The organism is Mesorhizobium sp. C268A, assembly GCF_040324475.1.
Taxonomy (GTDB): domain Bacteria; phylum Pseudomonadota; class Alphaproteobacteria; order Rhizobiales; family Rhizobiaceae; genus Mesorhizobium.
Genome location: NZ_JAMYVX010000001.1, coordinates 3124236 through 3147800 on the forward strand (window position 1 = coordinate 3124236; position 23565 = coordinate 3147800).

The following is a 23565-nucleotide window of genomic DNA, read 5'->3' on the forward strand; positions in this document are numbered from 1 at the left end:
CGGGCCGTCGCGACCCCCACCCCGTCTCGCAAGCTTCGCAAAAGTGCGAAGCTTGCGTGCCGACCCTCCCCACAAGGGGGAGGGTAAGGCGCCTCACAGCGCCTGCGTCGTATAATCCCCTTCGGCCTCGTAAAGCCCGTCCTCGATCTTGGTCTTGTGGACGACCTTCATCTTGCCGCCTTCGACCTTGGAGATGTTCTGGATGCCAAAACATTGGTGGATCTTGCCGTTGAAGGTCTTGGGGCCTTGCGGATGCTCCGGGCCTTCGGCGAATTCAGTCAGAGCCTCGGTCGCCTCGACCAGCTTGGCGCGGTCTTCCGGGCCCTTGTAGCCGGCATCTTCCATCGCCTTCTTAACGACATAGAGCGTCTCCCAGCAGCCGAACATGTGGGCGGCGGTGGAGACGTCCTTGGGGTCGCCGACGGCAGCCCCATTGTCGTCGATGCCGACAGCGGCGCGGTAGGCTTTCTGGGCGGCCGAGTCATTGGCCTGCGCATAGCGCGGCGAACCTTCCCAGAAATGGCTGCCGTCCAAAAATTCGAGGCCGGGGCTGTTGATGTCGGTGGCTTCGAGCGAATCGATGAAGCCGAACAGTTGCGGCCGGTTGGAGCCGTAGAACTCGCCGAGTTCCTTGACGAAGGTGAGCACGGCCGGGCCGACCATCACGTGGTAGATGACTTCGGTCTCGGCGGGTATCTGCGGGAAGTATTTCGTGAAAGACGACTCTGTCGGCGGGATGGCGATCTGGGCGATGACCTCGGCGCCTTGCGCCTTCAGCGCCGGCGGCAGGTAGTCGCGATGGTCGTAGCCGAAGGCGAAATCCGGGAAGATCTGCGTCACCTTCTTGCCGGCATTGGCCGCGATCCACGGCGCCATCGACTGGATCTGGCTCTTCACATCGGTGATGCCAGGCTGGAAGACGTAGCGGTTGAGCTTGGTCGAAGCGACGTGGTGGCCTTCGCTGACGACGAAATACGGGATCTTGTTTTCGCCGGCGGCCGGCGCCGAGCCGATCACCACATGCGAGAACAGCGTGCCGAAGACGATGTCGGTCTTGTGCTGGGTGGCGAACTTGCCGACCACCTCGGCGCCACGGCCGGGATCGGTGCCGTCATCCTCGATCACCAGTTCGACAGGTCGGCCATTGATGCCGCCGACGTCGTTGATCGCCTTGACCGCGGCGGCACTGGTCTTTTCATACCAGCGGCCATAGGCGGCGCCGATGCCGGTGCGGTGCGACTGGAAGCCGATCTTGATTGGCGCCGAACTCTGCGCCTGGCTGTAGCGGACGAAGCCGGGCGCGAGCGTCAGCCCGGCGCCGGCGGCGAGACCTTTCAGCGCGGTGCGGCGGCTAAGGGTGGATTTGGAGAGATCGAAAAACCCATTCTTGTCAGTCACGGCAGTTCCCCTGTTTTTGAGTTTTGACTGTCTGTAACGAGGCAAGGCCACTCCCTTGCAGGAGGGGCAGAAATTGCATGTGTACAAACTAAATCACCAAAGCACAGAGCTTGCAAGCGGGCTTTCCGCAAAGGCATGTGGATCAGCTTGTCTCATCCGGCCGTCGGCGTGGCAAGCAACCACAGGCCGAAGATCGTGTAGGCAATCATCAGCATGGTGAGCGGCAACTGGCTGAGGGCGGTGCGCGATGGCACCTGGTGCAGTCGCCAGGCCAATCCATGGGCAACGAGCACCGCCAGCATGTGCCCGGCGATGATGATGCCGGCCTGCAGGTTCCACAGCCACCAGGCGGAGTGGGCCCCGGCGACGATGCCGGCCTCGATCTGCATGTCGGCGGCGCCGAACAGGTTCCATCCCAGCGCGAACGGGTCGGACAAAGCGGCAATCGCATACTGGCCGTCGACCAGCAGCGCCGTCAGATAGTGCGCGACATGATAGGCGAGCGCGATCGGTACGATCGACCAGACCAGCAGCCCGGCGGCCTCGCCGTGGGAATGTCGGCTGCCGGCAAGGCGCTGGCCGAGTATGACGACCAGCAGGAATGCCGCCGCGAGCAGGACGAAGGTCAGCACGAGGCCAAAGCTGCTTATGCCGATGAGCGCCGTGCGGCCGGGATATTCCAGCGGGTTGATGCCGAACAGGCCGAGCCAGAAGAAGGTTTTCGACAGGCCGTCGAAGGACACCGATGACAGGCTGAGCAGCAGGACGGCCATACCGCTTGCCGGCAGGGGCGCTGCGCCGAGCAGTTTTGAGCCCGGCCAGCAGAGAGCGAGGCGACCGTGTTCATCGCGCTCGACGATGGCGAAACGAGCCACCATGGCGAAAAAGATCGTCAGGAATTCGCCGCGCCGGCTCCAATTGCGGTAGCCGAAGGCGAGCATGGCGATGAAGGTAAGCAACCAGTAGAGGCCGGCGGCATAGGCCAGCCGCGCCGGATCGTCGGGCGCCGGGTCGATCAGCTCGAACCAGGCGAAGGCGAAGAACAGGATAACGGCCGGCCAGCGGCCGAGCCATGAAGGCAAACGCGATTTCTGTCCCTCACCGCCACGAAGCTTGAACAGGCGGCTTACGATCCGCCACGGGCCATACCATGGATTCAGCCACGACCAGAGATCGCCGAACAGGCCTTGGGCGATGGCAAGGCCGACCCAGAGCAGCGTCCAGATGATCAGGGGCAGCGGATTGGAGAGCGGGTCGCGGCTGCCGAACAGGCCGGCGGCGATGAGGGTTGCGAAGCCGGCAAAGGAGATGAGGCTGATGATTGTGCGGGCGGTGTCGGCGAATGGGAAGAGCGGCAGGCGGCGGCGCCAGAAGCGGTCGAGGGTTGCGGGTGGCAGCAGGGCGAGGACGAGGAAGCTTACCGCGACGGCAAGCGCGCCGCCGGCGATGTAGTAGCCGGTCGGGAGGAGGAGGACGTGGCCGCGGTCGGAGGCGTGGGCGAAGGCAGGGGTGGGGAGGAGTGTGAGGGTGGTGGTGATAAGGGTTGGCCGGTGACAGCCGCGCTCTACGACGCCCCCCTCTGTCCTGCCGGACATCTCCCCCTCAAGGGGGGAGATTGGCAGTTGCCCTGCCGGCGCTTCCTTTGCAACGTCGGAGATTAGCGAAGGCGGAGATGACGGGGTAATCTCCCCCCTTGCGGGGGAGATGTCCGGCAGGACAGAGGGGGGTGGGCGGGAACTCACGCTATCGCGATTTCCATTTCGTCCAGCAAGGCACCCGCCGACCCTCAAACCTTGACCAGCTGCTCCACGCGGTCCTTCGCCCCAAAAATCCGGAGATAGCGCTCGATCTCCTTCTTGTCGCCCGTCGCTTTCGCCGGATTGTCCGACAGCTTCACCGCCGGCCTGCCATTGGCCTCCGTCACCTTGCAGACAAGCGATATCGCATCGAGGCTGTTGGTTTCGGTCGGCGCGCAGCCTTCGAAATCGTTGGTGAGGTTGGTGCCCCAGCCGAAGGACATGCGCACCTTGCCCTTGAAGTGCCTGTAGGTCTCCTCGATGGTTTCGACCTCGAGACCGTCGGAGAAGATCAGCAGCTTCTGCCTGGGGTCCTTGCCCTTCTCGCGCCACCAGTCGATGATTTTTTCGCCGCCTTCGATCGGCGGCGCGCTGTCGGGGCGGAAGCCGGTCCAGTCGGCGACCCAGTCCGGGGCGTCGCGCAGGAAGGATGCGGTGCCGAAAGCGTCGGGCAGCACGATCAGCAGGTTGCCGCCGTAATAGCGCTGCCAGTCCTGCAGCACCTTGTAGGGCGATTCCTTCAATTCCTTTTCCGACTTGGCAAGGGCGGCAAAAACCATCGGCAGCTCATGCGCATTGGTGCCGAGCGCTTCGAGGTCGTTGTCCATGGCCAGCAGCACGTTGGAGGTGCCGGTGAAGGCTTCGCCAATGCCTTCCTTGAGCGCCTCGACGCACCAGCGCTGCCACAGGAAGGAATGGCGGCGGCGGGTGCCGAAATCGGAGATGCGGATGCCAGGCAGCGCCTTCAAGCGTTCGGTCTTGGCCCACATCTTCCCCTTGGCGCGTGCATAGAGCACGTCAAGCGCGAAGGGACCGAAGGCGCGCATGGCCGCGCGGGAACGAAGCTCATTGATGATCGCCAGCGCCGGAATTTCCCACAGCGTGGTGTACATCCAGGGGCCACTGAAGGAGAGCTCGTACTGTCCGTCGCGCTTGGAGAGCTCGTAGTCGGGCAGCCGAAAACCTTCCAGCCAGGCGAGGAATTCCGGCTCGAAGATCTGCTTGCGGCCATAGAAATTGTTACCGCCGAGCCAGATCATCTCCTTCTTGGAGAAGCGCAGCGTGCGGGCATGGTCGAGCTGGTCGCGCAGTTCGCCTTCGTCGATATCGTCGGCCAGGCGCACCGAGGTGGTGCGGTTGATCAGCGAAAAGGTGGCGTCGACCTTGGGGTACATGCCCCAGATCATCTGCAGCATCAGAAGCTTGTAGAAATCGGTGTCGAGCAGGCTGCGGACGATCGGGTCCAGCTTCCAGGTGTGGTTGTAGACGCGCCGCGCTATATCAGTTCTTGCCATGTCCTGCCGTCGCCTTCGCTGCTCACGTCCGTCTTACCCAATTCCGGACGGGAAACCGCCGCACATTTTTCCTGGAATTGCCTGGCAAGAGCTTATTAGCATTGAATTTTTGAAAGCGCCTCCCGCTTTCCGGGCTGGCCCGACAAAAAGCAGTCGCTCCGGTCCAGCCTCAACTCTTGGCGCCCACCACCCGCAGCGCCGGACGCTTCCGGCGGCTGCCGATGCGGCCGGCCACCGGCGCGTCGGCGCGGCTGTCGGCTTGTTCCTTTTCGGCAAACAGCCAGTCGACGAACAATTGCACGATCGGCGCCGAACGCATCTCGTTGCGGCAAACGACGTAGAAATCGTCGACCGCCGGCACCGACAGGCTGAACGGCGCCACCAGCAGGCCCCTGGCGAGCAGCATGCTGGCGGTGACGGAATCGCCGAGCGCGACGCCGTGGCCGTGCACCGCGGCTTCGATCGCGGTGCGGGCGTCGCCGAGATGGTGGCGGCGGCCACGTTCGAGGTCGAGCCCATCGGCGGCGGCCAGCCAGGTGTGCCATTCGCGGCCATCATCGCCATGCAGGATGACATGGCCAGCAAGATCCCGGCAGATGCGGAGCGGCCGGTTGTTGATCAGCGTCGGGCTGACCACCGGGAACAGTTCGAGGCCCGACCATTTGCGCATCCAGCAATCGGTCCAGCTGCCGTCGCCATAGAGCACGCAGACATCGACCTGTGGGGCGCGGATGTCCTTGGGGTCGTTGGACGGGATCAGCGTCAACCTGATATCAGGATATTGCGCCATGAAGCTGCCGAGCCGCGGCGTCATCCACAGAAGCAGCAGCGCCGGCACGCAGGAGACCGACAGCGTACCGGCGCTGGCTGGCCTGGTCATGCGCTGGGTGGCGGCGGCGATGCCGTCGAAGGCGGTCGAGACCGCCGGCAGCAATTCGGCGCCGTGCGGGGTGAGCTTTACCCGCTGTCCGGTGCGTTCGAACAGTTTTACGCCGAGCGATTGCTCGAGCGCCTTGATCTGGTGGCTGATTGCGCCGTGGGTGACGTTGAGCTCACTCGCCGCCTTGGTCAGCGAGGCATGCCGCGCCGTCGCCTCGAAGGCGCGCAAGGGATTCAAGGGGGGCAGACGCTTGGCCATGAGCAACCGGATACTCTGTGAGATTTTCTCACAATCAGCACCGTAACAATATCAATTGATTTTTCAATGCGGCTGCCGGACACTTTGGCAGGTCAACAGCATCAATGACGTGAAATCTACAGGCAGCCAGCGGGACAGCGACCCGGCCGGATGATGGTCAGTTCGCAGATGTCGCCACGGTCGCATGCATCAGCCCGCAGGAGGAGACCGACATGGGTTATGACAGAGGCAAGCTGGAAGCCTTGCGCCGCAAGTATGGCGAGAGCCATGGCGGCGAGATGTTCGACCCGAAGTTCCGCAAGGTCGCCGACAAGATCTTCTCCAAGAGCGGCACAAGGCTGGCGCCCTATGCCGGCATCCCCACCTTCCTCGCCGCGCCCTACCGTGAAATCGCTGCCGACAATCCGGATTTCGGCGATTTGCAGGTGGCGATCATCGGCGTGCCGATGGATCTCGGCGTCACCAACCGGCCCGGCTCGCGCTTTGGACCCAGGGCGCTGCGCGCCATCGAGCGCATCGGCCCTTACAATCATGTGCTGGAATGCGCGCCGACGCATGAGCTGCGCGTCGCCGACATCGGCGATACGCCGTTCCGCAGCCGCTACCGGCTGGAGGTCAGCCACGAAGACATCGAGCGCCGCACCAACCAGATCGTCGATGCCGGCGTGCTGCCGCTCTCGGTCGGCGGTGACCATTCGATCAGCCATCCGATCCTGAAGGCGGTCGGCAAAAAGGCGCCGGTCGGCATGATCCATATCGACGCCCATTGCGACACAAGCGGGTTGTTCGACATGACCAAGTTCCATCATGGCGGACCGTTCCGCAACGCGGTGCTGGACGGCGTGCTCGACCCCACCCGCACCATCCAGATCGGCATCCGCGGCTCGGCGGAGTATCTGTGGGAGTTCACCTACGAATCCGGCATGACGGTCGTGCATGCCGAAGAGGTGACGGGTCTCGGCATCCCCGCCATCATCGAGAAGGCGCGCAAAATCGTCGGCGACGGCCCGACCTACATTTCCTTCGACGTCGACAGTGTCGATCCGGCCTTCGCGCCAGGCACCGGCACGCCGGAAATAGGCGGCCTGACGACGCGCGAAGTGCTCGAACTGCTGCGCGGCTTGAAAGGCCTCAACATCGTCGGCGGCGACGTCGTCGAGGTGGCGCCGCAATATGACGCGACCACCAACACCGCCCATGTCGGCGCCCAGGTCCTGTTCGAGATCCTGAGCCTGATGGTGTTCAGCCCGGCGATCACCGGCAAGGGGGCCTGACGGATTTCACATGCAAAGGCGGCCGCCGCGCTGGAGCCGGCGGCCGTTTCCAAAACAAACAAGCTTCCAGAAGGGGAATACCAATGACAATCCATATGAAATCAACCATCGCCGCCGCGCTGATGCTCGCCGGCCTCGGCTTCGCCTCCCAGGCCCATGCCGATGCCGTCGACGACATCACCAAGGCCGGCGCCATCAATGTCGGCATCTTCTCCGACTTTCCGCCCTTCTCCTCGGCCAGCGCCGATATGAGCATCAAGGGTTACGACGTCGACGTCGCGCAGGCGATCGCCGATTCACTCAAGGTGAAGCTCAATCTGGTCAGCGTCACCGGCCAGAACCGCATCCCGTATCTCACCGACAAGCGCGTCGATATCCTGATGAGCGTCGGCTATTCCAAGGAGCGCGAGGAGGTGATCGATTTCGCCGCCGCCTATGCGCCCTACTACATCGCCGTCATCGGTCCAGCAGCGCTTTCGATCAAAGGCAAGGAAGATCTCGCCGACAAGTCGATCGCCGTCAATCGCGGCACGCTGGAGGATACGTCGCTGACCGAAGCGGCGCCGTCATCGGCCGACATCAAGCGCTTCGACAACTACAATTCCGTCATCCAGGCCTTCATCTCCGGCCAGACCCAGCTGATGGTGGTCGGCAATGATGTCGGCGCGCAGGTGCTGGCCAAGCAGGACGCGCTGAAGCCGGAGCAGAAGTTCCAGCTTTTGACCTCGCCTTCGCATATCGGCCTCAACAAGAAAGAGGACCGGCTGAAGACGGCGGTCAATGATGCGGTTGCCAAGATGCTGGCCAACGGCAAGCTCGACGAGAGCTCGAAGGCCTGGCTGAAGACGCCGCTCAATCCCGACAACCTCAAGGATTGAGTTCTCGTGGCCTTTGCCTGGCTCCCAGGTGCTGTGGGCGACATCGCGCGCGGCGCGGCCACGACGATCCTGTTGATCGTCGTGACCACGCTCGTGGGCACGCTGCTCAGCATCCTGGGCGCTGCCGGCCGGCGCAACGGCCCGGTATTCGTGAAGCGCGCCATCGCGGTCTATGTCGAGGTGATGCGCAACACGCCGTTCCTGGTGCAGCTGTTCTTCATCTTCTTCGGCCTGCCCAGCCTCGGCATAAGGCTCGATCCGATCCTGGCCGCCATGCTGGCAATGACGCTCAACATGGCGGCCTACACGATTGAAATCGTCGGCGCCGGTCTCGATGCCGTGCCCGGCGGACAGACGGAAGCCGCCTTGGCACTCGGGCTTCGGCCACGCCAGGTGTTTGTCAAGATCGTGCTGCCGCAGGCGCTCAAGGTGATCTATCCGGCGCTGACCAGCCAGATCGTCATCATGATGCTGGAATCGGCCGTGGTGTCGCAGATCGCCGTGCGCGAGCTGACCTATGAGGCCGACATGCTGCAAGCCCGCACCTTCCGGTCCTTCGAAACCTATTTCGTCGTGACCCTGGTCTACCTCGTCCTGTCCATGGCCTTGCGCCGGCTGCTGGTCACAGGCGGGCGCCGCGTGTTGGGGGCAGGTGTCACATGATCGAATTCACCTTCTGGGACATCGTTCGCAATCTGCTGCTCGCCGCCCGCTGGACGGTGCTGTTGTCGCTGGCGGCCTTTGTCGGCGGCGCGCTGGTCGGGCTGATCGTGCTGTTCTTCAGGATCGCAGAGAATAAATGGAGCCGGCGCATCGCTTCCGGCTACATCGCCCTGTTCCAGGGAACGCCGCTGTTGATGCAGCTGTTCCTGATGTTCTTCGGCCTGCCGATGCTCGGCCTGCGCATCGAACCATGGACGGCAGCGGTGCTCGGCCTGACCTTCTTCGCCAGCGCCTATCTGGCCGAGATCTGGCGCAGCGGCGTCGATGCGCTGCCGCGCGGGCAGTGGGACGCCGGTGCCAGCCTAGGCCTGCACCGTCTGCAGGAGCTCAGGCTGATCATCCTGCCGCAGGCGTTCTCGATCACTAGGGCGCCGATCGTCGGCTTCCTGGTGCAGTTGATCAAATCGACGGCGCTGACCTCGATCATCGGCTTCGAGGAGCTGGTCAGAACCTCCAACGCCATCAACAACGCCACCTTCGAACCGTTCAAGGTCTACGGGCTGGTGGCGCTGATCTTCTTCGTCATGTGCTTTCCACTGACGCAATACGCCCGTACGCTCGAACAACGAGCGGCGGCCCACTGACGCCAGGCGGCGACAGTGCGTGAAGGGAACCTGCCGGAATAGAACGGCATCAACTGAGGAGAAACCAGATGAACAGACTGATTGGAAAATCCCTGACACGGCGCGGCGTGCTTGGTGCGGGCCTCGCTACAGCCGGCGTGCTCGCCATGCCGTCGATCCTGCGCGCGCAGGACAAGTCGCTGAAGGTCGGCGTCTATGGCGGCTATTTCAAGAAATCCTTTGACGAGCACGTCTTCCCCGATTTTACCAAGGCCACCGGCATTGCAGTGGAATCGGTCGCCGAGCCGACCGGCGAAGCCTGGCTGGTGCAGCTCGAACAGGCGTCCAAGGCAGGCCAGGCGCCGGCCGACCTTTCGATGATGTCGCAGACCTCGACGCTGAAGGGCCAGTCGACCGAATTATGGACGCCGCTCGATACGTCGAAGTTCAAGCACTACAACGACCTCTTGCCGCGCTTCGTCAACAAATATCCGGATGGCCGGGTCGCCGGCATCGGCGCCGTCGCCTGGTGGATCACGCTGGTCTCCAACACCGACGTCTACAAGGATGCGCCGACCTCATGGGAGACGCTGTGGGACAAGGCCAATGAGGACAAGCTTGGCCTTCTGGCACTTGCCTCGAACTCGTTCCTGCTCGAAGTGACGGCAAAGACCTTCATGGGCGGCACCAATGCGCTCGACACCGAGGACGGACTGAACAAGGCATTCGAAAAGCTCGCCGAGCTCAAGCCGAATGTCCGGCTGTGGTATCGCGACGAGGCGCAGTTCGAGCAGGCGCTGAAGTCGGGCGAGATCCCGATGGGCCAGTATTATCACGACGTCACCGGCCTCGCGGTCGCCGACGGCTTCCATGTCCGCTCGACCTTCCCGAAGGAAGGCGGCATCCAGGATTCCGGCAATTGGGTGCTGTCGCGCGCCTCGACCAAGGTCGACGAGGCGCATGCATTCATCGACTATATGAGCCAGCCGTCGATGCAGGGTCTGATGTCGCGCAAGGTCGGCACCACGCCTACGCTGAAGAAGGAGGTGCTCGACCTCAAGCCGGAAGAGTTCGCCGCGGTGTCGTCGGATATCGATCCGATCATCCCGCGCTACGACCTCTATACATCGAAGGCCGACTGGATCAACCAGAAGTGGACCGAGCTGATCGTCGGCTGAGCCGTTCGATCCGTCTGAACCACAGCGGCCGCCGGCATAGTCCGGCGGCCCCTTAGCAAACCCTCCAAGGGATGAGCATGTCCGGACTAGACATCAACGCCGTCACCAAAAAATTCGGCAACTTCGCCGCCGTCGACAATGTCCAGCTCAACGTGCCGCATGGCACGTTCGTGTGTCTGCTCGGCCCGTCGGGCTGCGGCAAGACCACGCTGCTGCGCATGATTGCCGGACTGGAGGAGCCGACCAGCGGCGCCATCGTGCTCGACGGCGAGGACATCACGCCTTTGCCGACGCACAAGCGCAATCTCGGCATGGTGTTCCAGTCGCTGGCGCTGTTTCCGCATCTCTCCGTCGGCGACAACATCGCCTATGCGCTGCGCATTCGCGGCGCCTCGAAGGAGGAGCAGAAGAAGCGGGTCGACGAGTTGCTGGGCCTGATCCATCTGACCGGCTTTGCCGACCGTCCGGTGGCCAAACTGTCGGGCGGCCAGCGCCAGCGCGTGGCGATCGCCCGGGCACTGGCGCTGTCACCAAAGCTGTTCCTGCTCGACGAACCGCTGTCGGCGCTCGACGCCAAATTGCGCGAGGCCATGCAGGTGGAACTGCGCCAGTTGCAGCAGCGGTTGGGCATCACCACCATCGTCGTCACCCACGACCAGCGCGAAGCCATGACCATGGCCGACCTGGTCGTCGTCATGGGCCACGGCAGAATCCTGCAGGCGGCGCCGCCGATCGAGATCTACCGCAAGCCGGCCGACGCCTTCGTCGCCGACTTCATCGGCATCACCAATCTGCTGCCGGCCGAGATCGACAGCACCGGGCGTACCACCATTCTGGGCACAGCCATTCCAGGTCTTTCCATGCCGGCGGGTCAGACCAAAGCGTCTGTTTCGGTCCGCCCGGAGGACGTGCATCTCGGCAGCCCCGGCGGCTCGGCCATTACCGGCGAGGTGAGTTTCGTGCGCGATCTCGGCGGCACCATCGAGACCTTCGTCGACGTCGGCGGCACCAGCATCATTGCGGTGACGACGCCGCGCGAGCGGCATGACGTGCCGGTCGGCGCCAAGGTCGGCGTCACACTGCCGCCGGCAAGCTGCGTGGTGCTCGGCGCATGAGACGCGAAGCCCCGAAGTCTGTAGCCGACTACACGCCGCTGTTCTTTCCGGCGCTGATGCTGATCGTCTTCTTCGTCGTGCCGTTCTCGACGATGATCGCGGTGAGCTTCTTCAAGCGCAACCCGTCCGGTTTTTACACGCCGGACTTCGTGTTCGACAATTACGCCCGCTTCCTGTCGGTGTTCTTCGGCGGCGTGCTCGGCTTTTCGCTGATGCTGGCGGTGCTAGTCGCCGTCTGCTGCGTCGCCATCGCATTCCCCTTCACCTACCTTTTGACCCGTCGGCCGCGCCGCGTGCAGACGCTGTGGCTGGTCGGCCTCCTGTCGGTGCTGTCGCTGTCGGAAGTCATTATCGGCTTTGCCTGGTCGACGCTGTTTTCGCGCACCGCCGGCATCACCAATCTGTTCGTGGCGATCGGGCTGATGGACAAGCCGGTGGCGCTGCTGCCGACCTTTGGCGCGGTGCTGACCGGCATGGTCTACCAGGCGCTGCCCTATACGATCCTGGTGCTGTACCCCGCCCTCGTGCGCCTCGATCCGACATTGCTCGAGGCAGCGCGCACGCTCGGCGCCTCGCCGATCCGCGCCTTCTTCAACGTCGTCGCGCCTGCGCTCAGAAACACCATCGTGGCGACGCTGATCATGGTTTTCGTGTTCGCCCTCGGCTCGTATCTTTTGCCGCAGATTCTAGGACGGCCGCAACACTGGACGCTGTCGGTGCTGATCACCGACCAGGCGATCTACCAGTCCAACATGCCGTTCGCGGCCGCAATGGCGGTGTTCCTGGTGCTGATCTCGCTGGCGCTGGTCGGATTGACGCTGCTCGTCGGACGAAGGGAGAACGCCCTATGACCGCGACCTTGCTGCGCCGTGTCTACTTCACCATCGTCGCCCTGTTCCTGGCGGCGCCGCTGATCGTCGTCGCCGGCGTGTCGGTCAATTCGCGCCAGGAGCTCAGCTTCCCGCCGGTCGGCTTCTCGCTCGCCTGGTACGCCCAGATCTTCACCGATCCGGAATGGCGGCTGGCGCTGATCCATTCGGTGACGCTGGCCGTCTGCTCGGCGGCGATTGCCGTGGCGGTGGCGCTGCCGCTGGCTTGGTTCCTGTGGCGGCGCATCGCGCCCTGGGCAAACATCTTCCAGGTGCTGGGGCTTGCCCCCTTCATCCTGCCGCCGGTCATCACCGCGCTCGGCTTCCTCTCCTTCTGGGCGACGGTCGGGCTGTTCGGCCAGTTCTTCACCGCCATCATCAGCCACGCCATTTTCTTCGTGACGCTGCCGCTGGTGACGCTGTCGCTCGGCTTTGCCTCGATCGACCGCTCGCTGGTCGAGGCCGCCGCCACCATGGGCGCCAACGACCGCACAGTGCTGAAGACCGTGGTGCTGCCGCTGATCCTGCCCTACCTCGTCTCGGGCTACGCCTTCGCCTTCGTCTTGTCGCTCAACGAATACATCGTCGCCTACATGACGATCGGCTTCACCACCGAGACGCTGCCCATCAAGATCTTCAACGCGCTGCGCTATGGCTACACGCCGACCATGGCTTCGGTGTCGGTGTTCTTCGTCGCGGTGGCGGCACTGGTGTTCGGCTCGATCGCGCGATTTGGCGATATACGCAGGCTGCTCGGCGCGATGTCGTCGGACGGGAGCTGAGCGCAATCATTTGTAACAGCACCCCTTGATCGCGTCGCCTGTACGGGCCGTCCCGGCCAGGCCTGCTTGATCTTCAGCGATATGGCTGGTGCGGCGAAGCCGGTGTGCACCAGCCATTTCGCAAGTCTAGCACATGGTGCGGCGCCGCCGTCACGCTGCCCCTTTCCAGCGCAGGAGGCGCATGGCATTGGCCGTCACCAGCACGGTCGCGCCGGTATCGGCCATGATCGCCGGCCACAGGCCGGAGATTCCCAAGACCGTGGTCACGAGGAAGACGGCCTTGAGGCCGAGCGCCATGGTTATGTTCTGTTTGATGTTGGCCATGGTCGCCTTCGACAGCGCAATCATCGCGGCAACGTCGCCGACACGGCCATGCAGCACCGCTGCATCAGCGGTTTCGAGAGCCACGTCAGTGCCGCCGCCCATCGCAATACCAACATCGGCGGCCGCAAGGGCTGGCGCGTCATTAATGCCATCGCCGACCTTGGCCACAATGAGGCCCTCTCCCTTCAGCTCTCCGACAATACGCTGCTTGTCTTCTGGCAGTAGCGCGGCGCGGACCTCGATGCCGAGTTGCTTGCCGATCGCGGCAGCTGTCCGCTTGTTGTCGCCCGTCAGCATGATGGTCTTAATGCCGGAATCCGTCAGCGCCTTGAGACCAGCGAAAGCGTCCGGGCGCGGTTCATCACGCATTGCAATGGCGCCCGCCACCTTGTTGTCGACGAGGACGACCGAAACGGTTTTGCCTTCGTCATTGAGCGCGGCGATTTGAGACTTTTGAACCTCAGTGAGCTTCGCCGTATCCTCGGCCGCCTGTGGCGATGCAAGGAAAACTTCGGTGCCTTCCACGTTCGCCTTGACCCCCTTGCCACCTAGAGCCTGCGCTTTGGACACGGCCGGAGCCTGAACCTTGTCTGCAGACGCCTTTGCGAGGATGGCGATGGCAAGCGGATGGCTTGAGCCGGTCTCCAAGGCGGCAGCAAGACGCAGCACTTCGGCCTCCGATTTTCCGAAAGAAACCACGTCGGTGACCTGGGGCTTGCCGAGCGTGAGCGTGCCGGTCTTGTCAAGCGCCACGGCGGTGACCTTGCCGAGAACCTCGAGGACCGCCCCGCCCTTCATCAGTAGGCCGCGCTTGGCGCCAGCCGAGAGCGACGCGGCGATTGCCGCCGGGACCGAGATGACCAGGGCACAGGGGCAGCCGATGAGCAACAGGGCGAGGCCTTTGTAGATCCATTCGTTCCAGTTGCCGCCGAAAACGAGAGGTGGAACCACGGCCACCATCGCGGCCACGCCGACCACAGCAGGCGTGTACCAGCGCGAGAAGCGGTCGACGAACCGCTCAGTTGGCGCCTTGCTCTCCTGGGCTTCCTCGACCAGCTTGACGACGCGCGCGATGGTGTTATCGGAGGCAACGGCGGTGACCTTGATGCGCAAAACAGCGTCGCCATTGATGGTGCCGGCGAAAACCTTGTCGCCGACGCATTTGCGCACCGGCACGCTCTCGCCTGACACCGGGGATTCGTCGATCGCGCTCTCACCCTCGGTGATCTCGCCATCGGCGGGAATCCGGTCACCCGGCCGCACCATGATCATGGCGCCTACTTCAAGGCTTTCGGCCGGCACCTCGCGCGTCTTGCCGCCCTTTTCAATGAAGGCCGTTTTCGGGACCAGCGTGGTCAGCGCTTGAATGCTCGAGCGCGCCTTTCCGGCGGCAACGCCCTCGAGAAGCTCACCGACAAGGAACAGGAAGACCACAGTGGCAGCTTCCTGGCCGGCGCCGATAATGACCGCACCGACGGCCGCTATGGTCATGAGCATTTCGATGGTGAAGGGAATGCCTGCGACGGCGGCCATGACGGCCCGTTTGGCGATAGGCACCAGGCCAACCAGCATGGCCGCGATAAAGACCCACACCCCGGACGCCGGCCACACATAGTGAATGGCAAACGCAAGGACCAGCGCGGCGCCGCTGGCGATCGTCAGGCGACCCTTGGGACTCTTCCACCACGGCCCCGAGGTTGGCGCGCGGTCGTGCCCGTGAAGGCCCTCTATTCCCTCCTCGCGGTCATCTTGACTTTCGCTGACCTGATCGTGGCTGGCGTGAGCATGGCCCGCATGGTAGTCGCCCGCATCGTCGTGGTCATTGTGATGGTGCTCTGCCCCGTCCAGCCCGACCTTTCCCTTTACCTTGAGTTCGGCAACCGTGTAGCCGAGGCCAGTCACCTTCTTTTCAAGTTCGGCGAGGTCACTCTCGGGCGTGTGCCTGACCGTCATGGTGCCGGCGGTGACGGACACGCTGACATCTTCGACGCCAGGGATGCGACGTACCGCCTTATCGATTTTGGTGGCGCAACCGGCACAATCCATGCCTTCGACGCGATAACGGGTTTGTGCTTGAAGCGCGGTCATAACATTCCTCTTGTATCGTTTGACTGCGACGCTACATCCTCTAGCGACTAGAGGAGCAAGCGAAATATGCTGAATGGAGTGACCATTGGCGAAGCCGCCCGCCAAAGCGGCGTGAAAGTACCGACCATTCGCTATTACGAGCAGATAGGGTTGCTTGCCGCGCCAGCGCGAAGTGACGGCAACCGCCGTCAATATGAAGGTGGCGACTTGCGCCGGTTAGCGTTTATTCGCCATTCCCGCGAACTGGGCTTCGATATCGAAGCGATCTGCACTCTACTTGATTTGCAGGATAACCCTTTACAGCCTTGTGCAACGGCTGACGCCATTGCCCAAGCACGGCTCGCCGACGTTGCGCAGCGTATCCGCAGCCTGAAAGCCTTGCAGGCCGAGCTCGAGCTGATGGTTGAAGGCTGCCGCCATGGTAGAGTCGGCGAATGCCGGGTGATCGAGGTTTTGGCCGACCATGATCAATGTCGACACGAGCACAAATGTTTGCGTATTTAAGTGCTCCATGTGGCCACCTTGGTCTCCATTTCCAACAATGGGAAGACCTCGATTGCGACTGACGCAATTTCAGGAGTTCCGCCGTTGAAGTACTCTGCCAGGGGCGTTTTCGCATGGTCCGCTATTTAACCTGCGCGTCGCAAGCCGACCGGCAGCTTTCTGCCCAAAGCGATACCAGACATCTGCTCTGCAGTGACTGCTTCGGGCAGTTGGCGGACCGCTTGGTTCGCCGTCAATGCCCAAAGACAAGTGGCGGTGCGATGCGGTCGCGCCGCAGCCAGCGCGCTAACAGCAGCACCGCCACCACGGCGAGCCCCGACGCAAGGCCGATCCAGATGCCGACGCCGTGCAGGCCGAAATGGAAGGCGAGCAGCACGCCGAGCGGCAGGCCGATGCCCCAATAGCCGATCGCGGCATAGATCATCGGCACCTTGGTGTCGTGCAGGCCGCGCAGCATGCCGGCGGCAACGGCCTGCGCGCCGTCGAAGATCTGGAACAGCGCGGCAAAGGCCAGGAACGACACGGCCAGCGCGATCACCCTGGCGTTCGCCGGATCGGTCATATCGATGAAGGCGCTGATCAACAGATGCGGCCACAGCACCATCACCAGCGCCATCAGCGCCATGGACGAGACGCCGATGACGAAGGCGGTCCAGCCGGCGCGCGAAACGCCTGCCGGATTGCCGGCGCCGTGGGCCAGCCCCACGCGCACGGTGACGGCCTGGTTGAGACCGAGCGGCACCATGAAGGAGATCGAGGCGATCTGGATTGCGATAGCGTGCGCGGCCAGCGAATCCGCATCGATCAGGCCCATCAGCAGGGCTGCCGCGTTGAAGATCGTCACCTCGAAGGCGAGGATGCCGGCGATCGGCATGCCGAGCCGCAGCAGACCCTTGAAACGCGGCCAGTCGGAGCGCCAAAAGCGGCCGAACAGGCGGTAGCGGCGGAACTTCTTCTCCAGCATCACCACGGCTGCCAGGCCGCAGAACATCAGCGTGCTCGACAGCGTCGTCGCCAGCCCCGAACCGGCAATGCCCATCGAGGTGACGCCGAGATTGCCGAACATGAACACCCAGTTGAAGAAGGCGTTGCAGGCGACGGCGACGAAGACGATGATCAGCGCCCAGCCCGGCCGCTCCAGCGCCGAGATGAAGGAACGCAGCACGATATAGCCGTAGAAAGGCAGCACCGCCCATTCCAACCAGCGCAGATAGATGCCGGCCTGATGCGCCAATGCCGGCTCTTGGCCCATGGCAAGCAGAATGGCCTCGCCATGCCACAACACGACCCAGATCGGGATCGAGATCAGGATCGCCAGCCACAGGCCTTGGCGCACGGTGCGGCGCAAATCGCGCACCGAATAGCGCCGGCGGCCAAGCTCGGTGGCGATCATCGGCGAGGTCGCCAGCATCAGGCCGAGGCCGAAGATCAGCGGCATGAAATAGAGGTTGGCGCCGAGCGCGCCGCTGGCCAGCGTATCGGCGCCCAGACGACCCATCATCATGACGTCTGTGGCGGTCATCGCGGTCTGGCCGAGATTGGTGAGCACCATCGGCCAGGCCAGCGCCAGCGTCGCCCTGATTTCCTGACGCCAAAGATTTTCCGGCGCACGAGCGCCGGCTTCGATCGCAGACATTGTCCTGCTCTTTCCGGTTGCGGCGCGTCGGCAACGAGGCCGGAAGCCGCACTTCCAAACGGCAAAACCTTCGGTTTCGCGGCGTTTGCGTCGTTCTATTGGACGAAATGCGACATGAAGGCAAGGGAGGACGGGCAGCCGGCGATTGAGCCAGAGGCGGGAACCATTCCTGCCGACCGCCCTTGGATCAACCGATGCTTTCGCCGCCGTCGATCACCAGCGCCTGGCCGGTCATGAAGGATGAGCGGTCGGAGACGAGGAACAGGATCGCTTCGGCGATCTCTTCGGCGCTCGCCCAGCGCCCCATCGGAATCCTGGTGCGGACATAGGTTTCGATCGCCTCGCGCCCGCCCATCTGGGCGATGAACGGCTCGTTGAAAGGCGTGTCGACCCAGCCCGGGCAGAGCGCGTTGACGCGCACATTGTGCCGGGCATAGTCGAGCGACATCTGCCTGGTCATCGCCACCACCGCATGTTTCGACGTCGCGTAGGCGATCATCTCGCGGTCGTAGAACACGCCGGAATTCGAGGCCGTGTTGAGGATGACGCCGCCGCCTTGCGCGACCATCGCCGGCATGGCCAGCCGCGCGGCCAGGAACTGCGCCCGTACATTGATGCGCCAGGACGCATCCATGCCATCGACCTCGACCTCGGTCAGCGTGCCGCCGACCTGGATGCCGGCGTGATTGTGCAGGATGTCGATGCGGCCATACTTGCCGAGCGTGCCGGTGATGAGCTGTCCGACCGCCGCGTCGTCAGAGACGTCGGTGACAATCGCCTCGGCCTGCCCGCCCACTGCCCGGATGTCCGCCGCTGTCGTCTCGCCGCTGGCCTTATCCCAGTCGGCGATGACCACCACAGCGCCTTCCCTGGCCATGATCATGGCGCCGGCGCGGCCGATGCCGGAACCGGCGCCCGTCACCACGGCGATGCGGTCTCTAAGGATCATGAATTTGTCTTTCAGCTGGATGGCTTGTTCAGTTTGACGGCTGGCGCTGGCGCAGCTGCCATTGGGCAAGCACCACCAGAAGAACCGAGGCGACGAGCACGATGGTGGCGATGGCGTTGATTTCCGGCGTCACGCCGCGCCGGATCGAGGCGAAGACATAGATCGGCAGCGTCGTCTGCGCGCCGGCGACGAAGAAGGCGACGATGAAATCGTCGAAGGAGAAGGTGAAGGCGAGCAGGAAGCCGGCGATCATCGCCGGCATGATCTGCGGCAGCACGATCGAGCGAAACGTCGTCAGCGGCGTGGCGTAGAGATCGCTCGAGGCCTCGACCAGGTTGCGGTCGAGGCTGGCGAGACGCGTGCCGACAATCATCGTTACCAGCGCCATCGAAAACAGGCCATGCGCGGCGATGATCGATCCATAGCCGAGCGACAGGCGTGGCGGCTGGTCGTTTGGCCAGATCGAGGCGAGGAACGGGTTGAGCACGCCAAACAACTGGACCAGCGCGACGAGCGTCGAGATGCCGATGACGACGCCGGGAACGACGATCGCGGCACCCATCAGCGCGTCGAAGACGGCGCGGGTTCTGGGCCCGACCCGCGCCAGGCCGAGTGCGGCTGCCGTGCCGCACACCGCCGCCAGAAGCGCGCTGGTGGTGGCGATGAACAGGCTGTTCTTCAATGCCTCGACCAGGAACGGGTTCGACAGCGCCGTGCCGTACCACTGCACCGAAAAGCCGGTGAACTCGCTGGCATGGCGGCCGGCGTTGAAGGAAAACAGCACGACCAACGCAATCGGCAGATAGAGGAAGGCGAAGACGGCTGTGACGAAGGCGCGCATCAGATCAGATCCACCCTGCGGGCGCCCGACACCCGTGTCGAAATGCGGTTTGCCGCGATCAGCACCACCACCGAAACCGCCACCAGCGTGATGGCGATGGCCGATCCGAACGGCCAGTTGCGCGACTGCAGGAACAGGTCGACCAGCGCGTTGCCGATGAAGAACACCTTGCCGCCGCCAAGCAGGGTCGGGATCAGGTATTCGCCAAGCAGCAGGATCATGACCAGTGAGAAGCCGGTCATGACGCCCGGCAGCGACAGCTTCAGCGTCACCCCCAGAAAGGTTGAGAGCGGGGTCGCGCCGAGATCGGCGGAGGCTTCCAGCAGCCTTCGGTCGAGCCGCTCGAGACTGACATAGATCGGCAGGATCATGAGGGGCAAATAGCCATAGACGATGCCGAGCAGCACGGCGCCCGGCGTGTTGATCAACCTGACATCCTCGATGCCGACAAAGGCCAGCAGTGCGGGAATGCCGCGTCCGCCCAGAATGTACATCCAGGCGTAGGTGCGCATCAAAAGGCTGGTCCAGAACGGAATGACGACGAGCGCAAGCAGGATCAGCCGCCAGCGTTGCGGCGCCTTCAGGGCAAGGTAGTAGGCGACGGGGTAGGCGACGAGCAGGCAGGCAAGCGCGCCCACCGGCGCCAGCATCATCGTGTTCCAGAAGGCAGTCGCCCGCGCCGGGAGGTTGGCATATTGCGCCAGCGTGAAGGCGGCCTGGTAGCCGCCCTCCGGCGCCCGCTCGCCGACGCTGAACACGGCAATGGCGACGAACGGCAACACCAGAAACACCACCAGCCACGCTGTAGCCGGAGCGAGCAGCAGCGCTGTCAGGATGTTATACCGAAATCTGTTGCCGTGCATGGAAACCGCCCCGATGCCGGCGGACATAGGCCCACCGGTTTCCGTTTGCGTCAGGCCGGCCTCAAGCCGACTTGAAGCGCGCCATCAGCTCGGCGCGGCCGGGATCGGTCAACGTCGCCGCCGCACCGAATTCCAGCGGTGTCAACAGGTCGGCCGCCGGATAGAGGATCGGATTGTCCAGCACTTCCTTGGGCAGCAGCTTGTTGACGCGTGCGTCGGTCGACGGCGCGCCGTTGGCCAGATGCTCCTTCACCGCGACCTCAGGGGTCATCAGATAGTTGAGCAAGGCATAGCCGGCCGGCTTGTTCGGCGCGTCCTTCGGGATGGCGTAGAAATCGGTCCAGATTTCGCCGCCCTCCTTGCCCAGCACATAGGCGATCTCCGGGATATCGCGATGCAGCTGTGCGCCGTCATTCGTCCAGCACATGGTCATCCAGGCGTCGCCCGCCCGCATGCCCGGCTGGTAGTCGGACGAGACCGCGAACAGATGCGGCTTGACCTTGAGCAGCAGCTCCTCGGCCTTGGCGAGTTCGTCCTGCTTCAGCGAGTTGAAGGAATAGCCGTGATATTTCAGCGCGTTGCCGATTGTGGTCAGCTGGTAGTCGTGGACCATGGTGCGGCCATCGCCCTCAGCCATGGCGACGTCCCAGAACTCCTTCCAGCTCGTCATCGGCTTGGCCAGCTTCTTGGTGTTGACGGCAAAGCCCGTGGTGCCCCAGTTCTTCGGCACCGCGTAGGTCGTGCCGTCGATCGTGCCTTCCGAGGTGAAGCGCGGGTCCTCCTGGGAGCTGTCGAAATTCGGCAGCTTGGCCATGTCGAGCGGATCGATGATGCCGAGTTTCTTGTAGGTCGAGATCGTGTAGTTGGTCGGCACGAACAGGCTCCAGCCCGAGGCGCCGGCCTGCAGCTTGGCCAGCATCTCCTCATTGGAGCCGAACACGTTGACCTCGACGGCGACGCCGGTGTCCTTCTTGAAATTCTCGAAGGTCTGCGGGTCGTGATAGTTCGGCCAGGTGGCGATCGACATGCGGTCGCCGAGGTTTTCGGCGGCGAAGGCCGGCGTCGGCATGATGCCGAGCTCGCGCGCCATCACCGCGGTTGCGATGCCCAGGCCGGTGAGGCCGAGGAAATCGCGGCGGCCGATCGAGCCGCGCTTCAGGCGCATCAGCTGGTCGACGAAGTTCTCGGGGCTAATCGGCAGTCCGTCACGATATGATTTCGACATTTTTTGCTACCCTCTGGTTGGTCCCGTTGTTCTTGTTCTCCGGAAACGCCAGCGGCGTCCCAGAGGCAAAGCCGATGGCGACGGGTTCGCCCGGCTTGAAGAGATTGCCATGGCCGATCACATGGTCGGCCTTGGCCAGCAGCGTTCCGATGCCCTGCACCTCGATGGCGTATTCCGCCGTCGAGCCCAAGAAGATCCGGTTGCGCACGATGCCCTTGAAAGGGCTGCCTTTGGTGGCGCCGAGGCTTAGCGATTCAGGACGCAGGCTGATAGAAACGGTCTCGCCCTGCTGCAAGGCGGTTCGTTTGCGCGCGGCAATAACGGTTCCGTCCGCCAGCGCCACATTGACAAGATCGCCTGTATGCCCGGCAACCTTGCCGCTCAACAGATTGGTCTTGCCGACGAAGTCGGCGACGAACAGGTCGGCCGGCTCGTCATAGATCTCGCTCGGCTGGCCGAGCTGTACGATGCGGCCGCCATTCATGACGCAGACGAAGTCGCTCATCGACAGCGCTTCCTCCTGGTCGTGGGTGACCAGCACGAAGGTGATGCCGATCTCGCGCTGCAGGTTCTGCAACTCGATCTGCATATCGGTGCGCAGTTTCTTGTCGAGCGCCGCCAGCGGCTCGTCGAGCAACAGCACGGCCGGCTTGTTGACCAGTGCGCGCGCCAGCGCGACGCGCTGCTGCTGGCCGCCGGACAGTTCGTGGATCTTGCGGCCGCCATAGCCGGCGAGCCGCACCATTTCGAGCGCCTCGCCGGCGCGACGGCCGATTTCCTGCGACGACAGGCGTGGCCGTGCCTGGCGCAGCCCGTAGGATACATTGGCTTCGACATCGAGGTGCGGAAACAGCGCATATTGCTGGAACACCATGTTGACCGGGCGGCGATAGGGCGGTGTGCCGGCCATGTCTTGGCCGCGGATGAACACCTGGCCTTCGCTCGGCTGCTCGAAGCCGCCGATCATGCGCAGGCATGTGGTCTTGCCGCAGCCGGACGGTCCGAGAAGGGCGACAAAGGCGGAGGGCGGCACAGCCAGATCGATGCCGCTGACAGCGGTCACGGCGCCATAGCGCTTGGTGACGCCGCGAAACTCGATGTCGGGCACTGCGGTCAAAGTGCTGGCTCCAGCAACAGGGCTATTCCAGGACGCTACCAGAGCCAATGGCGTCTAGTATATACCTCGCTGGTGGTATATCTGATCTATTTTCTCGTTTGAGGGGGTATAGATTGAGTGCGTCCCGCAGCGACGAATACAGCCGGCTCGCAGCCCTTGTCGCGGCGACACGGGAGACGAGCGGCGACCTATTCGGCAAGGCAATGGTCGGCTGGTTGAGCCAGCATGTCGGCTTCGACCACTGCGTGATCTTCGGTTACCGCGGCGCCTCGCGACCGCCGCTGCTGTTCGAAACCTTCTCGCCGGCCGAGAGCCATGTCTTCGTCACGCTCTATCAGGAAGGACCTTATCTGCTCGACCCATTTCATCACGCGGCGGTGGAGCGCAAGGAGGGGTTCTGGCGCATGCGCGAACTGGCGCCCGACCGCTTCTATGCCAGCGAGTATTTTCGCACCTACTATAGCCAGACAAGGCTGGCCGAGGAGGTCGGCTTCTTCGTGCCGCTGCCCGGCAAGGATGCCCTGGTGCTGTCGCTGATGCGATTGCACGCCTCGGGTCCCTTCGGCACCGCCGATGCCAGGCTGCTGCGCGACATGGCGCCGGCGGTCATCAACTTCGCCCGGTTGCGCTGGCCCGCACTTGCGGCCGAGGAGCAGGACGAAGCGGAGCAGGGCGAGACGATCGCCGCCGTCAACGAGTTCGACCGCGCCCACATTTGGGAAAGCCTGTCGCTGACCCCGCGCGAAAAGCATGTCGTCGATCTGGTGCTGCAGGGGCATTCCACCGAGTCGATCGCGAGAGCCATGCGCATCGTGCCGGGAACGGTGAAGGTTCATCGCCGCAACATCCATCGCAAACTCGGCATCAAATCCCAGGCCGGGCTGTTCGCCCGCTTCATCGAGATCATCGAGAGCCGGCGTTGAAATCGCTGAGGCAGACATCGTTCACTTGCGGGCAACAGACTGCTACGGATTACCCGAAACCAGTCGCTTCCTCATACGCCCCGGAG

Annotated in this window: 21 protein-coding genes; 10 read left to right on the forward strand and 11 right to left on the reverse strand. The window is 63.5% G+C overall.

All coding sequences use genetic code 11. The features are described 5' to 3' along the window. Window positions 1-93 precede the first annotated feature (93 nt). The 4 genes from NKL06_RS14975 to gcvA all read right to left on the reverse strand — a co-directional run bounded on the left by NKL06_RS14975 (window position 94) and on the right by gcvA (window position 5627). Window positions 94-1398 (reverse strand): ABC transporter substrate-binding protein, encoded by a 1305-nt coding sequence (locus NKL06_RS14975; RefSeq protein WP_023693110.1) that lies wholly within the window; start codon window positions 1396-1398, stop codon window positions 94-96. 152 nt (window positions 1399-1550) lie between these two features. Continuing rightward, window positions 1551-2993 carry a hypothetical protein gene (locus NKL06_RS14980; protein ID WP_023693109.1) on the reverse strand — a complete coding sequence of 481 codons (1443 nt, stop codon included), beginning with the start codon at window positions 2991-2993 and terminating at the stop codon, window positions 1551-1553. Window positions 2994-3184: 191 nt separating this feature from the next. Then, window positions 3185-4489 (reverse strand): nicotinate phosphoribosyltransferase, encoded by a 1305-nt coding sequence (pncB, locus tag NKL06_RS14985; RefSeq protein ID WP_023683568.1) that lies wholly within the window; start codon window positions 4487-4489, stop codon window positions 3185-3187. Window positions 4490-4658: 169 nt separating this feature from the next. Continuing rightward, window positions 4659-5627 (reverse strand): transcriptional regulator GcvA, encoded by a 969-nt coding sequence (gcvA, locus tag NKL06_RS14990; RefSeq protein WP_023671280.1) that lies wholly within the window; start codon window positions 5625-5627, stop codon window positions 4659-4661. Between the two features lie 212 nt (window positions 5628-5839). Here gcvA and speB point away from each other — a divergent pair, with 212 nt between their 5' ends. The 8 genes from speB (at window position 5840) to NKL06_RS15030 (ending at window position 13009) form a co-directional block, all read left to right on the forward strand. Further along, window positions 5840-6901 (forward strand): agmatinase, encoded by a 1062-nt coding sequence (gene speB, locus NKL06_RS14995; protein ID WP_023683569.1) that lies wholly within the window; start codon window positions 5840-5842, stop codon window positions 6899-6901. A gap of 83 nt (window positions 6902-6984) precedes the next feature. After that, a complete protein-coding gene (locus NKL06_RS15000) occupies window positions 6985-7779 on the forward strand; it encodes a transporter substrate-binding domain-containing protein (RefSeq protein ID WP_023693108.1) in 795 nt (264 codons plus the stop codon). 6 nt (window positions 7780-7785) lie between these two features. After that, window positions 7786-8442 (forward strand): amino acid ABC transporter permease, encoded by a 657-nt coding sequence (locus tag NKL06_RS15005; protein WP_023683571.1) that lies wholly within the window; start codon window positions 7786-7788, stop codon window positions 8440-8442. After that, window positions 8439-9086, forward strand: coding sequence for an amino acid ABC transporter permease (locus NKL06_RS15010; protein ID WP_023683572.1), 648 nt, complete (start codon window positions 8439-8441; stop codon window positions 9084-9086). Before NKL06_RS15005 ends, NKL06_RS15010 begins: the two co-directional genes overlap by 4 nt. A gap of 68 nt (window positions 9087-9154) precedes the next feature. Continuing rightward, window positions 9155-10243, forward strand: coding sequence for an ABC transporter substrate-binding protein (locus tag NKL06_RS15015; RefSeq protein WP_023671275.1), 1089 nt, complete (start codon window positions 9155-9157; stop codon window positions 10241-10243). A 77-nt stretch (window positions 10244-10320) separates the two neighbouring features. Further along, window positions 10321-11358, forward strand: a complete 1038-nt coding sequence (locus tag NKL06_RS15020) for an ABC transporter ATP-binding protein (RefSeq protein ID WP_023693107.1) — start codon at window positions 10321-10323, stop codon at window positions 11356-11358. Beyond that, a complete protein-coding gene (locus NKL06_RS15025; protein WP_023693106.1) occupies window positions 11355-12209 on the forward strand; it encodes an ABC transporter permease in 855 nt (284 codons plus the stop codon). Before NKL06_RS15020 ends, NKL06_RS15025 begins: the two co-directional genes overlap by 4 nt. Continuing rightward, window positions 12206-13009 carry an ABC transporter permease gene (locus NKL06_RS15030; RefSeq protein ID WP_023693105.1) on the forward strand — a complete coding sequence of 268 codons (804 nt, stop codon included), beginning with the start codon at window positions 12206-12208 and terminating at the stop codon, window positions 13007-13009. The genes NKL06_RS15025 and NKL06_RS15030 overlap by 4 nt, the downstream gene beginning before the upstream one ends. Window positions 13010-13159: 150 nt before the next feature. On the opposite strand, the gene NKL06_RS15035 is transcribed toward NKL06_RS15030, so the two are convergent. Further along, a complete protein-coding gene (locus NKL06_RS15035; protein ID WP_023693104.1) occupies window positions 13160-15421 on the reverse strand; it encodes a heavy metal translocating P-type ATPase in 2262 nt (753 codons plus the stop codon). Window positions 15422-15490: 69 nt separating this feature from the next. Between NKL06_RS15035 and NKL06_RS15040 the strand changes: the two genes are divergently transcribed. Continuing rightward, window positions 15491-15925, forward strand: coding sequence for a MerR family transcriptional regulator (locus NKL06_RS15040; RefSeq protein ID WP_155927176.1), 435 nt, complete (start codon window positions 15491-15493; stop codon window positions 15923-15925). A gap of 232 nt (window positions 15926-16157) precedes the next feature. Here NKL06_RS15040 and NKL06_RS15045 read toward each other — a convergent pair whose 3' ends face one another. From NKL06_RS15045 to NKL06_RS15070, 6 genes are all read right to left on the reverse strand, one after another. After that, the gene (locus NKL06_RS15045; protein ID WP_023693102.1) at window positions 16158-17561 is read right to left on the reverse strand and encodes an MATE family efflux transporter; all 1404 of its coding nucleotides are present in this window, start codon (window positions 17559-17561) and stop codon (window positions 16158-16160) included. A gap of 187 nt (window positions 17562-17748) precedes the next feature. Beyond that, window positions 17749-18510 (reverse strand): SDR family NAD(P)-dependent oxidoreductase, encoded by a 762-nt coding sequence (locus NKL06_RS15050; protein WP_023693101.1) that lies wholly within the window; start codon window positions 18508-18510, stop codon window positions 17749-17751. A gap of 28 nt (window positions 18511-18538) precedes the next feature. Continuing rightward, a complete protein-coding gene (locus tag NKL06_RS15055; RefSeq protein WP_023693100.1) occupies window positions 18539-19351 on the reverse strand; it encodes an ABC transporter permease in 813 nt (270 codons plus the stop codon). Continuing rightward, window positions 19351-20214 carry an ABC transporter permease gene (locus NKL06_RS15060; protein WP_023693099.1) on the reverse strand — a complete coding sequence of 288 codons (864 nt, stop codon included), beginning with the start codon at window positions 20212-20214 and terminating at the stop codon, window positions 19351-19353. Before NKL06_RS15060 ends, NKL06_RS15055 begins: the two co-directional genes overlap by 1 nt. 61 nt (window positions 20215-20275) lie before the next feature. Then, window positions 20276-21439, reverse strand: a complete 1164-nt coding sequence (locus NKL06_RS15065) for an ABC transporter substrate-binding protein (protein ID WP_023693098.1) — start codon at window positions 21437-21439, stop codon at window positions 20276-20278. Next, a complete protein-coding gene (locus tag NKL06_RS15070) occupies window positions 21420-22556 on the reverse strand; it encodes an ABC transporter ATP-binding protein (RefSeq protein WP_023693097.1) in 1137 nt (378 codons plus the stop codon). Before NKL06_RS15070 ends, NKL06_RS15065 begins: the two co-directional genes overlap by 20 nt. Window positions 22557-22669: 113 nt before the next feature. Between NKL06_RS15070 and NKL06_RS15075 the strand changes: the two genes are divergently transcribed. Next, a complete protein-coding gene (locus NKL06_RS15075; protein WP_023693096.1) occupies window positions 22670-23479 on the forward strand; it encodes a helix-turn-helix transcriptional regulator in 810 nt (269 codons plus the stop codon). Window positions 23480-23565: the final 86 nt, after the last annotated feature.

Coding starts and splice junctions, on each gene's coding strand:
- NKL06_RS14980 (WP_023693109.1), bottom strand. CDS start 2,993: ATGTCCGGCAGGACAGAGGGGGGCGTCGTAGAGCGCGGCTGTCACCGG.
- pncB (WP_023683568.1), bottom strand. CDS start 4,489: ATGGCAAGAACTGATATAGCGCGGCGCGTCTACAACCACACCTGGAAG.
- gcvA (WP_023671280.1), bottom strand. CDS start 5,627: ATGGCCAAGCGTCTGCCCCCCTTGAATCCCTTGCGCGCCTTCGAGGCG.
- speB (WP_023683569.1), top strand. CDS start 5,840: ATGGGTTATGACAGAGGCAAGCTGGAAGCCTTGCGCCGCAAGTATGGC.
- NKL06_RS15000 (WP_023693108.1), top strand. CDS start 6,985: ATGACAATCCATATGAAATCAACCATCGCCGCCGCGCTGATGCTCGCC.
- NKL06_RS15010 (WP_023683572.1), top strand. CDS start 8,439: ATGATCGAATTCACCTTCTGGGACATCGTTCGCAATCTGCTGCTCGCC.
- NKL06_RS15015 (WP_023671275.1), top strand. CDS start 9,155: ATGAACAGACTGATTGGAAAATCCCTGACACGGCGCGGCGTGCTTGGT.
- NKL06_RS15020 (WP_023693107.1), top strand. CDS start 10,321: ATGTCCGGACTAGACATCAACGCCGTCACCAAAAAATTCGGCAACTTC.
- NKL06_RS15025 (WP_023693106.1), top strand. CDS start 11,355: ATGAGACGCGAAGCCCCGAAGTCTGTAGCCGACTACACGCCGCTGTTC.
- NKL06_RS15030 (WP_023693105.1), top strand. CDS start 12,206: ATGACCGCGACCTTGCTGCGCCGTGTCTACTTCACCATCGTCGCCCTG.
- NKL06_RS15035 (WP_023693104.1), bottom strand. CDS start 15,421: ATGACCGCGCTTCAAGCACAAACCCGTTATCGCGTCGAAGGCATGGAT.
- NKL06_RS15045 (WP_023693102.1), bottom strand. CDS start 17,561: ATGTCTGCGATCGAAGCCGGCGCTCGTGCGCCGGAAAATCTTTGGCGT.
- NKL06_RS15050 (WP_023693101.1), bottom strand. CDS start 18,510: ATGATCCTTAGAGACCGCATCGCCGTGGTGACGGGCGCCGGTTCCGGC.
- NKL06_RS15055 (WP_023693100.1), bottom strand. CDS start 19,351: ATGCGCGCCTTCGTCACAGCCGTCTTCGCCTTCCTCTATCTGCCGATT.
- NKL06_RS15060 (WP_023693099.1), bottom strand. CDS start 20,214: ATGCACGGCAACAGATTTCGGTATAACATCCTGACAGCGCTGCTGCTC.
- NKL06_RS15065 (WP_023693098.1), bottom strand. CDS start 21,439: ATGTCGAAATCATATCGTGACGGACTGCCGATTAGCCCCGAGAACTTC.